8 protein-coding genes are annotated in these 13,331 nt (G+C 44.8%); 1 reads left to right on the forward strand and 7 read right to left on the reverse strand.

Going from position 1 to position 13,331, the window contains the following annotated elements:
* Positions 1 to 26 precede the first annotated feature (26 nt).
* Both MHB82_RS29530 and MHB82_RS29535 read right to left on the reverse strand, forming a co-directional pair.
* On the reverse strand, positions 27 to 1,244 hold the full coding sequence (locus MHB82_RS29530) for a HAMP domain-containing sensor histidine kinase (protein ID WP_341176540.1): 1,218 nt from the start codon (positions 1,242 to 1,244) through the stop codon (positions 27 to 29).
* A gap of 246 nt (positions 1,245 to 1,490) precedes the next feature.
* Positions 1,491 to 2,024 carry a GNAT family N-acetyltransferase gene (locus MHB82_RS29535; protein WP_341176720.1) on the reverse strand — a complete coding sequence of 178 codons (534 nt, stop codon included), beginning with the start codon at positions 2,022 to 2,024 and terminating at the stop codon, positions 1,491 to 1,493.
* A gap of 302 nt (positions 2,025 to 2,326) precedes the next feature.
* Between MHB82_RS29535 and MHB82_RS29540 the strand changes: the two genes are divergently transcribed.
* The gene (locus MHB82_RS29540; RefSeq protein WP_141236998.1) at positions 2,327 to 3,043 is read left to right on the forward strand and encodes a YheC/YheD family protein; all 717 of its coding nucleotides are present in this window, start codon (positions 2,327 to 2,329) and stop codon (positions 3,041 to 3,043) included.
* An 87-nt stretch (positions 3,044 to 3,130) separates the two neighbouring features.
* Here MHB82_RS29540 and MHB82_RS29545 read toward each other — a convergent pair whose 3' ends face one another.
* The 5 genes from MHB82_RS29545 to MHB82_RS29565 all read right to left on the reverse strand — a co-directional run bounded on the left by MHB82_RS29545 (position 3,131) and on the right by MHB82_RS29565 (position 13,292).
* Entirely contained in the window at positions 3,131 to 3,463 is a 333-nt protein-coding gene (locus MHB82_RS29545) for a hypothetical protein (RefSeq protein ID WP_341176541.1), read from the reverse strand.
* Positions 3,464 to 3,735: 272 nt separating this feature from the next.
* Positions 3,736 to 4,512, reverse strand: a complete 777-nt coding sequence (locus tag MHB82_RS29550; RefSeq protein WP_341176542.1) for a class B sortase — start codon at positions 4,510 to 4,512, stop codon at positions 3,736 to 3,738.
* Positions 4,513 to 4,538: 26 nt separating this feature from the next.
* Complete coding sequence (locus MHB82_RS29555) at positions 4,539 to 6,239, reverse strand: DUF7601 domain-containing protein (RefSeq protein ID WP_341176543.1); 1,701 nt, start codon at positions 6,237 to 6,239, stop codon at positions 4,539 to 4,541.
* Positions 6,187 to 10,626: a DUF7601 domain-containing protein gene (locus MHB82_RS29560; protein ID WP_341176544.1), complete on the reverse strand. Its 4,440-nt coding sequence runs from the start codon at positions 10,624 to 10,626 to the stop codon at positions 6,187 to 6,189. The genes MHB82_RS29555 and MHB82_RS29560 overlap by 53 nt, the downstream gene beginning before the upstream one ends.
* Positions 10,627 to 11,168: 542 nt before the next feature.
* The gene (locus tag MHB82_RS29565) at positions 11,169 to 13,292 is read right to left on the reverse strand and encodes a bifunctional metallophosphatase/5'-nucleotidase (RefSeq protein ID WP_341176545.1); all 2,124 of its coding nucleotides are present in this window, start codon (positions 13,290 to 13,292) and stop codon (positions 11,169 to 11,171) included.
* Positions 13,293 to 13,331: the final 39 nt, after the last annotated feature.

The following is a 13,331-nucleotide window of genomic DNA, read 5'->3' on the forward strand; positions in this document are numbered from 1 at the left end:
TTTAGCGAAAATACGCTTCTACACTTTCAGTTGTCATTTACAGCTAAGAAGCGAACAGTAACCGTGGTTCCATGTCCTTTCAAACTATGATAATGAATTTCTCCGCCATATTTTTTGACAATATTAAAGCAAATCATTAATCCGAGCCCTGTCCCATTACTTTTTAACGAATAAAAAGGAGTGCCTAGTGACTTCACCTCATCTTCTGACATTCCGCTTCCTTGATCGATAATTCTTATCTCCATATAATGACGACTTCTCCTTGCCGTGACAGAGACAGACATGCCAGCCTCCGATGCTTCCACTGCATTTTTGATTAAATTCATTAGCAGCTGCTTGAACTCAATCGTATTAATGAGAATCGTACATTCTTCCTCAACATCTATATCAATATGATTATCCGATAGCATGGCATATGAACTTAGCAGACTTGTAACACTATGAAGGACATCCTTCACATTGACTCTCTCCGGTTTCAGATCTCCGTTGGGCTTGGAGAGGGTTAGGAATTGAGAAGTGATGTGTTCAACCGTATTCAGTTCATCGATCATTAATTTAAACTTGTTCTTGTCCCAAACGTCAAAAGCGGGATCTTGCTGATATAACTGCAAAAAACCTCGAACAACAGTAACCGGATTCCTAATTTCATGCGCCACAGCAGCGGTCAAATTAGCGATCATCTTCAAACGCTCTGCTTGTTGTACCTGCTCATAATAGAGTTGCTGCTTTTTCATCCGACTAAAGGATAAATGAAATATGAGAAACAGCATCACTTGGCTGGCTATGATATTGATTAAATTGCCTACAAGATCGTAATGTAAGTATGTATACACCTGTCCCTGGTCAATTAGAGTAATGTAAACGAAAGTCATCAGGATCAGTATTCCATTTAAAACCATGGAGAAGTAAAACAATTTCATATCAAAAAACAAAATGGCAAGGGAAGGAATGAGGCATATCAGAATATAGGTGGTCCAGGTATCCGGGTACAAAAAGAAAAGAGTATAGAAATAAACGAAGCCCATCATAATGATGATCTTTCTGAAAACATAGGTCTCATACTTCGGATAGATCAGCAAACACACCGATATAATTGCTACACACGTAAAATGAATACCATATCCTATCGTAATGCCCTTTAACTCGGACGTCGATAGGATAAGTCCCCACACCATAAGCACAATGATCGTTAACATGGAGATATAATATGTTCTTCGGTTTACCTGACTGTATAATTCTTTCATGAACCCACCATTTCAATTCAAATTTAATATCTTCGAATATCTTCAACACGATATAACCTTGTGCGCGGGTAAACCTAAAGGCACCCGCCTGGATGCCCTAATCTACATCTCATTGTATCTTATTTGACTAACGACTTAATATAAAATTCTGTTGTTTTACGTAAAATGCAAAATAGCCGTACGGTCTACGAACCCGTACAGCTATACTCAGTGTATTCTACTTCGTAATGCTGATAGATTAGTTTATTATGATGTTGATGTTGATTTTGAGTATAAATACAGATCACTCGCTGCTTCTTCTGCGCCTTTATCTTGACTAAGGATTCCTTCATACGTGAAACCAAGCTTTTGCAAGAGCTTTATGGAATTCAGGTTTTCAGGTTCTACCTTTGCTTCGATTCGTTTCAGCTTCCATGATGAAAAAGCATACTCGACCAAACTCGAAACCGCCTCTGAAGCATAACCTTTTCCCCAGTACGATTTGGCTAGGTCATAACCAATTTCCGCTGTTCCATTTGCAAAGTTGAAGGCATTATACCCACATGATCCTATAACTTCGCTCGATTCTTTGTGTATGATGGAGAAACGAATGGCCTTATTGTCCTGTGATAGATCATCCAGAAGCTGAATCATTTCTATTGCTTGATTTTCAGCCGTGAAACAACGAACATTCATAAATCGAGTAACCTCCGGATCAGACCAGATTTTAAATAAACCCGGTGAATCTGATACCTGCATTTTCCTCAGTTGCAAACGCTCTGTCTGTAATTCTGTAATCAATACTTTCACCTCCATTGTTTTTGGATAGGGTAGGTTCAAGATATTGAGTTCTGCGCATAGTTCAGTCCCTTCCATGGTGAATTCATTCTATTATATCAAATGTATAAAAAATCCATATACCCACCATTCTACCATGCAAATTGGACAAAATAGAAACGATCGGAGTCCCACGCCGAACCTCGTTGAATACGTGAGTTGAACGAGCATTATCATAAATATAGACAAATGGCCGCTTATGCTAACCGTTACTTTACCTTAGAATGGCTGTAAACGAATGAAAAAAGGCTGTGATTCCGATTGTAATGAAAAGAGATAAATGGACTCAGTACCGCATCCTCCGTAAGGGCCCTTCTCTTGCCAAACGTCTGCCTAAAACGCGTCTGTTTCAAAAGAACAATTTTACGAAGATGCTGAACCAATATCAGAGCGTCGTTGTGAAGCCTCGCGACGGGCGTTATGGAAGAGATATCCTGTTCATACATCGAAACGGTGCGAAATCTATACGTATTCAACATGAGGACCATGTGACTGCCATGAAAGACACGAATCAGTTACTTCAATTGTTCCATAACAAAAACAAAGTTCATGGATATATCGTCCAAAGACGTTTGCAGCTTGCCCAGGTTCAAGATCGACCCTTCGATATCCGCATTATGGTTCAACGCCAGAAAAATCCTTCATCCCCCTGGAACGTGACAGGCTCATACGCAAAAGTTGCAGAGCAAGGATACTATGTCACGAATGTGACCAGCCGCACCATCCCCGTGCTAAAAGCATTAAAATTAGCTCATATTGGAGGCCGAAGCTTACTTGTTAAGGCGGAACGAATTGCCCTACTGGCTGCCAAACGGCTGGGAGAGCATTATCCCAAGCTAAGACAGGTGGGGTTCGATATAGGCATCGACAGGAAGCGTCGGATTTGGATCATTGAAGGCAATTATAAACCAGACCTGCGCCCTTTCCGGCATGTACAAGATTCCTCGATGTATCGCAGAATATTATGGTATAAGGAGCATTGAAGCAAAAAGAAAGGTGACCCACCTTGTAGCTTTGGCAGGTCGCCTCTTTATATTTTGGTGCTATCCCCGAATCATAATCGGTTTCCTTCATTTCTTACGGCGTTTAGTAGCACTTATTACGCGTGTCACTTGGAATCTATTTACCCCGACTTGTATAATAGCGAACTGGCTGTATGAAGTACCCGAAGAAGTATACGGTTCGGCTTCAACATTTCCACTCGGCGTTCTAACCGTTGCCGTTATTCTAGTCAACAGGCAGGCCCCTCGGCCAGATGCTCTCCAAGTCTCATCACGCTGAACACTATAATTGTCGTCAGCACAAAAGATGGATGCATACTCTACTCTCCCAACTGCATTATACGGAGTGGAGTTAAATATCTGAACAAGGTCATAGCCAGCTCCAGGTCTTCTATTTCCCATTCTCAAAACCTCCTTTTATTATTGATAGTTTTATTAAATGCAATAGGATTGCTTTTAGTGAGGTATAGAAGTGGACAAGAAACAAAAAGTACGTTTGTCCGATTATCGTTCTATTGAATAAGAGGTGAAAAGCTACTATAAGGTATAAGTAGACTCAACGTTTTGCGACAAAAAAACGCGTCCTCCTAAGGGAGAACGCGATATGAAGCAGAATCATTTCCTGTTTTAATTCTTGTATAATTTCCTGTATCGTTTCTTGTAACAGCATCACCTCAACGCTTTCGCGCGACCACGGCCAGCCTTCCATTTTCAGTCGAGTACTCGCACGTAGACAGCACAACAAGCTTATCGCCATACTGGGCTGTTACACCTGTATCATAGAGAGCAAGCTTCTTCATATTCTGTACATAGGAATCGAACTCGGCGGGCGTATTGATATCCCCAATCTGATAGTATTTAAAAACGTCATCCGATTTACGATAGACCTCTGACAGAATAACGGCAACAATCTCATACTCTTCTCTCTCGTAAAGTGTGCTGAATTGGAACGTGGCATGCTCCTTATAAAAGCTCTCGTTCTTATATTTCATCAAGTCTTTGAACATCCAGCCGCTTTTCATGTGGTGTCCATGAATCAGCAAAATGTTCGAAGTGTCAGCCTGACTATCCTTATCCAAAAAAGGAAGCCCGCCTGCATTTTCCCTTTTATCATAATCATGATTGAGATAATACTCCGCATCCTTTGGATTCTGCATGACCGGATACTCAATCCGGGTACCTTCCATTTTCAGCCAGCCCACAATGTCCGAGTTCCTCTGGTAAAGATTCCGGAATTCGGGAAGCATGGCCTGCTTATTCGCCTTATTGGACAAAAAGGAGGGGATTGCATCCCCTCCTTTTTGGTTTGATCCTTCCTCCCAAACCTCTGTCAGCTCTTCAATTTTCTGTTGCTCCGTAAAATCACGCAAAAAAATTCTTGTCATACTGACGAGAGAAAACACCAACAAAAGGGAGGAAACGGCGATAAGCATTTTTTTTGTTTTGCTCATTGCTTTCTTACCGCCTTTCCAATCTACTACATGTGCGTCTTCTTCTTATTACCGAGTAGACAGAGTCCGATTGTCACCAAAGACATCAGCGCCAGAACCATATACCACATTGGCGAAACACTGTTGTCTCCGGTTTTTGGAGCCTCGTCCAGCTCGTCACCAACATTGCTGCTTTCGTTGCTGCTGTTGTCGGTTCCGATGTTGCCGTTATCGGTTTCGTTGCTACCGTTATCGGTTTCACTGCCACCGTTGTCGGTCTCGTTGCTACCGTTGTCGGTCTCGCTGCTACCGTTGTCGGTCTCGCTGCTACCGTTGTCGGTCTCGTTGCTACCGTTGTCGGTTTCACTGCCACCGTTGTCGGTCTCGTTGCTACCGTTGTCGGTTTCACTGCCACCGTTGTCGGTCTCGCTGCCACCGTTGTCGGTCTCGCTGCTACCGTTGTCGGTCTCGCTGTTACCGTTGTCGGTTTCACCGCTACCATTATTGTTGTTTTCGTTACTGCCATTGTCTGTACCGCTGTTACCGCTGTTGCCCGTTCCACTGTCCCCATTCCCAGCGTTACCACCAGTGCCGCCACCGGAACGGATCGGTTTCATTGGGACATCGTATTTTACAATGTCAAAATCAACAGAAATGGTGCCGCTTCTGTGCGTTTCATATCCATCCTTGGTTACGATCAGGTAATAATCTGCTTCAGGGAACACCATATACGCGTAGAAGCCGTTGGCATCACTCAACTGCTCTGGGCTCGCGTTGTCATGAGGCGGAAAATTAGGAACCGGAGGAAGTGTAACTTTCGTACCCGGAATGCGGCCGTTATCTCGATTACGCTGCGTATCGGCATAGTAGAGTGTAACTTTGGCTCCTTCAATTTTCTTACCTGTGCTCGCATCTCCTGTCGTTTCGTCATAAACCGTACCGTAAGGATCGACCAATGCCTCGGATATATTCAGCTCCCCGTTCGCTTTCACGTTCAGCTGTGTCACTTTAAAGAGCAGTTCCTCCCCCGTCTCAGCCTTATAGCGAACTTCCATAGTATACTTCTGCTCGCTCAGCCCCTCCACAGAGAAGGTACCGTTCGAAGCCATAGGAAACGCCTTGGGATGACCGTTCTCCTCAACATACTTGCCGTCCATATCCTTCAAATAAATGTACATCTGACTGGTTAATGACTCACTGAATAGCTCTGTTGTTCCATCCAGCTGCTTAAACAGAATGATCCCTACAGCTGTAATGTCAGCCGGAATGGTCTCGTCCGTCACGCTGCCGTCTACATTCGCTTTTTGCGTGAACTCGACAGGAACATCTTTTCCGCCTACCTGATACCACTTGGTATAAGTGATTGTGTAGTCCGTATCCGCTGTGGCCGGGATCGCATATTCACCCTTGTCATTCGTTTCCGTTTGAATCTCCTTGCCGGTCTTCAGGTCCGTTATCGTAATAGGTGCATTTGGAATAACTTCTCCTGTGTTATTGTTACGCAGAACGCCTTCCAGATATGGGCGAGTATTGATAAAATGCGCTTCGGCCAGTTTTTTCTCTGGAATAGTGCCTGTGTGGTCGAAACTTTCAGGATTCGTTACATAACCATCTTCCGTGTAATTTTCCTGAGTCACCTTATACTCGAGATACGTTGGAAGTCCTTGCACAATAAGTGTCTGACCGTCTGTAAGCTCAAAGGTCTCCCCCGTTCTTGATTGTGCCGCTGCTTCCATCTGATTTTTCATAGGTGTAAGCTTCGTTCTCGCCCTCTCCTGTGAAGTTAAGGGTGTACTTGAACAGTTTCTTTTTGTCATCGTCATTGCCTTTAACTGTATTACTGATGAGCAGGCCGCCCTTCAGCGCCCGAATGTTGGTGAACGGAGCTAGTTCATCTTGGCCATCCATGATTCCGGTATGTTCCCGTTCCTCAGGATTGGTCGTGTAGTCATCGGCTGTGTATTCCTTCTGGGTAACTGTGTACTTCAGACCCTTTGGAAGATCGGAAATATCCAGTGTCTCTCCATGCTTAAGCTTGAAGATATCCAGGGACTTGATCGTACCTGTACTGCCGTCCGACTTCACGTAGGAGTAGCTTCCATCCTTACCCGTACCCTCAAAAATGACTGTGTACTCGAAGTCCTTCGTCTTGTCGCCACCGTTCCCCATGACGGTATTGCTGACTGTCAGCTTGTTAACGGTTCGTTCATTGACGAAGTCTGCCTTGTGATCACCTTTGTTCACAATTGTACCAGTCAGCTCTCTCGTTTCCGGGTTAGTCGTGTATCCGTCAACGGTTGTATAATCGGCCTCGGTTACAGTGTATACCAGACCTGCAGGCAATGCCGAGAGCGTTACAGATTCTCCATGCTTCAGGATAATCTTGTCACCGTTCTTGATCGTGCCAATCGTACTATCAGGCTTCTTATAGGTATACTCTCCGTCCTTACCTTCACCCTCGAAAGTTACGGTATATTCAAAATCCTTGGCAGGATCGCTGCCGTTCCCTTCCACCTTATTGGTGATGGTCAGCTTTCCTTGCGCTGGTGTAGGAACAACCAGCGGATTATCCGAGGTTACTTTCACGCCATCTACCCAGATGGGCTTTCCAGGCGTATTGCCTACATATACCTGATAAATTTTTGTAGTCGGCAACCACGTTGTTGTGTCGATATACGTTTCCTTCAGCTCATAGTATCCTGGATCCGGGAATAACAGATTCAGTTTTCCGCTGCTATCGGTTGTTCCTTTGGCAACTTGGGTTCCGCCGTCTTTTTTATACAGTGTAAACTCTACACCTTGTAGCGGATTGTTGTCGGGATCCACCTTTCTCAGAGGCAGAAGCGCATTGGAGCTTGAACTTCCAGCAACGTCTGAGTTGTCCAGCGTACTTTCACTTCTGGCACTGACTGTTTTCAGCTTATCATCACCCACCAGCTTTACTTCGTTGCCCATTTTATCGCCAGCTTTTGCTTTGGAAGGGTCAACCTCTGTTTGGTAGACAAACTGGTAGAACTGATTAGGGTCATCCATATTAAATGTTAGCACCGTTGTGCCGTCGGCACCTGGGACAGCTTCTACCTGAACTTCACTATTCGGGTCGCTAAGATCCAGTGCTTCTCCCTCTCGTTCCAGAGCTCCGCTGGCAGACAGCTTAGCCTGATACACAGCCATACTAGGTGCTGTTAGCACAAGCTGTCCATTTTCTTCATAGCGCAGATCCATACCTGCACCTATGGTATCCTGCAAATATACACCCTGTGCCATATTGAATGGAGGGGTATAGTTTACTGTCCATTCGAGTACACCTGGAACTGGCTTTGTTACTGACTTGCCCAGGGTCTGAACCGGTACAATCACTTTGCGCTGTTCAGTGAGAACCTTCTCCACACCACCCCATGTCATATGGAGGTCGGCTTGGTTATACATTACCTGCTTATCGATGCCGCTGGTGGTATACTCGTCCAAATACTTCTGCAGAGCGGTATTGGAAGGTCTTGCTTTTACCAGAATGACATATGGACTCTCCAACTTGGAGAAAGTGAACGTCCCCTCGTTTCCTTGATGTGAGAAACTGACGACATGAGCACTTGTTCCTGGTTCGATACGTGTTCTGGCATCATTGCGGACACCATATTCTGTACCTGATCCATTGTCGGAAAATCCTTTCCACAGCTCAAACTCCTCATCTTCAGAAAACGGAACGAACTCCCATCCCTCGGGCAGTGTGTCCACCAGCTTGATGTTGCTAATGACCCGATTGCCGCCAGCCTTAGCCATTTCTTCTGTGTTATATCCTGGCATGTTGACCCCTAAACGGAATGTGACCGTCTTGGTTGTCCTGTCATAGCCGGAAATGGTCCATGCTTCATTGTTATCGTTTCGAATATAGCTGCCAATGTTATTCGGGCTTACATTTTCAAGTGTGCCATCTGTCTTCAATGGCTTCGATGCAAAGAGCATATCTTTGTTCAGCATGCGCAGATGAAGATTAGCAGCATTTTCTGCCATTTTCACGGTATCTCCATCAAACAGCAGTGCCCGATTCCGAATCATTTTTCCGGATTCAATATTCTGTCTGAAGAGGATATCCGGGTTAGTCTCCAGTGAACGGAAGCTGAAGGATGCAGCCATATCCGTATATCCGGTTACCTTAATCAAATCTGCCACCACTTTACCGTCTATGGTTAGAGGAATGACCTTTGTCGTAAGTCCGGCTGCAGTCGTTTTTAAGGATCCCTCATGATACTGCTTCCACAGCTGGTACGAGTTAACGTTGGCTTTGATTTTGGCAATGGTTTCTGTGCTCACTTCGCCAGTTATATCCACTGCATTGTCCAGAACGTTCAAATCACCGCCATGTACCAGCACATCGTATACTACTGCATCTGGCAGGTTATACTGTGGCGCCAGATTGACCGTCCAGGTAACGCCACCCAGGCTATAATCCTCGGTTGAAACGTTGCCTGTTTTGGTAAACGTATGTGCACCGATGTTGACTATTGCCTCATCTGTCACTGCATTCGGTCTTGTACCAGCTATGACATCGTTGTTCTGTATGCCGCTCGGTGTATCCAGATTCCAGTTGGCACGTGGGTCAATTCTGAAGCTGGAACCGCTTGTGACCTTGCTCTTAATCACTAGTTCTACTTTGCCGTTGATCTCCCCAAAGGAATACATGCTGTTTGCATCCGGTGTGATGGGTTGTGCCCCAGATGCTGTATTATCCACCCACGTCTGCCATTCAGCTGATATAAAGTCCAGCCCGGCAGGCAATACATTTGTAATCGTAAAGTCCTTTAACCCTTTTTTGTTATATTGGTTAACCGTGACCTTCCATGTAATAGTTTCACTCGCATGGTCATAGGAAGCACTGGCTTGAATCCAGTCAGGGGCAAAAGAAATCTCCTGACTTGCCTGCACCAGCATGGTGCTGTCCTGTCTCAGTTCTACTTTGCCATGCATATCCCGGTGGCTGCGACCAAGATTACTTGGTGCATTGCGATACTCGTAATAATAAGCTTCCTTGGGTATCCATGTTTTAAATTCAACCTTTGGATCCAGACCTGTTCCCTCCGGAAATAGGTAAGTTAGCGATCCGTCGGCCCCAATGACTGGAGTTACATCCTGGCCATTGACTTTAAACGAACCTTCCATATAGATACCGGGCACGTTACCAAAGCCCGTATTATATGCGGCGGGATTCGTATAAAATATCTTCCCGTCCAACGGTAATTGGACTGTTTTATCAAACTGATCAAATGCGGATACCGTTGACTCCCAGGTAATTGCACCCTCTACCAATTGGGCTGGTTGAATTCCCCGGTAACTATACTGGTCCCATCTAACCATTCCAGGCGAGCCTAAAGTGATGCTGTACGCTGCCGTCACATCCGGGTTAACTAACTCATACGCTCCCCCGAAAATCGTGATAGGCTTCGTATCACCGTAATTCATGCCTGTGATATCCGAATTGGCAGTGGTTTCGAAGCCGAAGGTAACCCCTCGTCCTACACCGTTAAAAAACCAATCATCACCATCAAACACAATTTTGATGCTATCCGGGGTGAAATACGCAGTACCGAGCTGCTTCACACCCATATCGGTTGTTGCCATTAACGGCTTAGTAGCTGTCGGCAGTACTACTTCGTTGAAGTAGGTATCCCGTCTTAACTCGATGGAATCACCCTGCTGAATGTACTTGGTTGTATCATTCTCATCCGGTGTATTTGCATAATCCCCTTTAACCGGAACCTTGAGGCCCTCTGATTTAAGGGTAAATGCCTGCCGGCCCTGGATCGTACCACCGGGGCTAACAACCGTTCCCTGCGTTACCTGCAGTGGGAAGGTTACATTTGCATCCATGAATACCACCGTTTTGTCGGTCGGAGCTGCCGTCACCGCTAAGGAAGCGTTCGGCAGATCGTACACTGCCTCGGTTACTGAAGACGGTTCGTCAGTACCTGGTGACTCATCTGTGCTCGGCGAATCGGTTTCGCTAATAACCGCGGCCCCAGAATCGCTTGGTTCGCTATCCGCATAGGCCGTGACAGAAAATGCCACCGTCTGCAATACAAGCATCATTGCCAAGAAGCAAGAGAGTATTGCTTTTCCCATGTTGCGCTGTCGTTTCAAGATCCCTTTCTCCTCCATTCGCTAAATTGCCAAAATCCATCAACAACGGAGGATCCAGCCTGATCACATTTATCCTAATGAATCTCTTCTATATGTATGATTCTAGTAGACCTTGCCTCAATGAGATCTTGCGGAGATTCCTCCTCTTCACCCTCATAGATCGATGGTTCGTGAAGATGCACTTTGGTCCGAGTTTCCACTCTTTCTTGTTTAGTTTAAAAAACGAGTCTCTACAAAATCTCAACAAGTACAACTTGAACAAGAACATCTGCATATTTGAGGATCTACTTGAATAGAAAGGTGATTCATTTAAGTTGAATTTAGGGGATTTATGGCTTGAGGGAGTGCATTTCTGAAGTGATCTTACCTCTTGGACTACCTAACGGTTCATATAAGCAAAATAAAAAACACATCCTCATTGGGGTTATAGTACTCTCCTGGATAAACCCTTTCGAAGATTCGAGGTTTATCATTAGAGAAGAGCTATTTTCCAAAAAGGATGTGTCTTCCTGTCTTAAAATATGGTTTGATTACGTTCTATATTATGAAGCTTTTGCTGCAACTGCTTTTTGAATGAGAGCTTTGGCATCGTTATTGGAGAGACCTTGTTTCGGCTCGAGTGAATTGTTCTCTGCCGCTTCAAGAATACCTTGCTCAATCAATTGTGCCAAGGATTTAACTGCATAGTTAGATACGGATTTACCATCTTTGAAACCAGCAATAATCGCTGCAGCATCTTTATCCGAAGCTGGATTTTTCAACAACTTAGCAAGAATAGTCGCTGCTTCTTCACGAGTGATATTACGGTCAGGGTTGAAGTTGCCACCAAAGCCTTGAATGAATCCAGCGTGAGCAGCTTCAGCAATGGCATCTGCATATGCCGCGTCAGCAGCCACATCCTTGAATGCAGGTGCTGTAGCAACTTCGTTTAGTTTCAACATGTCTACTAGCGCACTTACAAATTCAGCACGGGAAATGAACTCTGTTGTTACCGGTGTTTCTGGCTGCTCTGCAGGTGCAGCAATGTTCGTAATGCGTCCTTCTGTTTTAGCCTGAATTGTGCCGCCTTTATATGCATCTACAATGTATTGATAGAATACATCCAGATCGATAGGGCCGGCCAGGGATGATTTAGCATCCACCAGTACTTTATAGTTATCTCCACCTGCTGCCATAAAGTTGTTCACTACAGCTGTATATGTTTTGGCAGGATCAATAGCCGTACCATCTTCAAGGCTAAGACTAGTCACACGTTCTGCAACTGGCTTATTGAAATCTGCAGTGTATTTCAAACCGGAGATTTGTAGTGTTTTGGTGTTTGGCGTACCATCCGCATTGGTTCCCCATTGTTGTTCCAACAAGGTTTGAATTTGCTCACCTGTCAGCTCCAGTTTTACTAGCGTATTGCCAAACGGTTGGATTTTAGCAAGATCAGCAAATGTCACATCGCCTTCTGGCAGATCTGCACGAATACCACCTGGGTTCATAAATGCAAAGTCAGCTTCGCTTGCGTTATCCCCGAAATCCGCTTGACGCATTGCATCTGCAATGAGATTTCCTAGAGGTGCTTCGTTATTGTAGGCATCTGTGCGAGTAACAGAACCATCTGTTGTACCTACTGGCTTGGTTAGCTCAGGATGCTTGTCCAATGATTTCTTTATAATTGCCAAAGATTCAGGGTCTTCTTTTACACCCTCTTGGAAAGTTGTTGTCACTGTTGCAGATTTTTTAGTTACATCCCCAGTCGTAGGGTCAATCAACAACTTAATATCTTCAAATGCCGTACCATAAGAGTAAGCTTGAACAATCAATTTTCCATTCACTTCACCGTTAGCCAAAGCGTGATTGTCACCTGCAACGATTACGTCAACAGGAGAGTCTGCTGGCAGAGCTTTTGCCAAATCAGCGGCTTCTCCAGTAGTTACACCTTCTTTGGTTGTTGCTGGATCATGAGCCAGAACGATGATCGTTTCAACACCTTGATCTTGCAATTCTTTTGAATATTTATTAACCGCTTCCACTTCTTCCTCAGCACTTAGGAAACGCACGCCTGCTGTACCCGATGGTGAAACTTTAGCCGGTGTAGATTTCGTCACCAATCCGATAAATCCGATTTTGACGCCGCCCACTTCTTTGATCACATATGGCTTAATTAATGTTTTGCCCGTGGCAGTCTCGATGACATTTGCATTTACATAATCAAATTTTGCTCCAGCATGAGTCACTTTGCCTTCTTTAGGATCTAATCCACCAAAGATCTGTGCTTTCAATGCAGCAATGCCTTGGTCGAATTCATGGTTGCCAAGAGAACCTACATCGAAGCCCATCATGTTCATCCATTCCATCGTAGGCTCATCCCGATCCAAAGAAGAAACTGGCGCCGATGCACCAACAGAGTCTCCATTATGGAAGAGGAGGGAGTGTTCATATTTGGCTTGAGCTTCTTTCAGATATGTAGCTAGAATTGGAGCTGTTCCTGCCTTTTTATCCCCAACCATTGATGTGGTATCGAGCTGACCATGCAGGTCATTAATTCCGATTAAGTGTACTTCTACATCCGTGCCTGCAGCAGAGACAGATCCTACCGCGCCGAATAGTTGAGAAAGTAATAGTGCAGTCGTTGCCACACGAATGGTGCTTTTCCCCAAAACTTTTTTCCATGACATGAGTTAAAAAACCCCTCTCCAATTTCTGATCCTGAGATA

This window comes from Paenibacillus sp. FSL K6-2862, from assembly GCF_038005125.1.
Classification (GTDB): domain Bacteria; phylum Bacillota; class Bacilli; order Paenibacillales; family Paenibacillaceae; genus Paenibacillus; species Paenibacillus illinoisensis_A.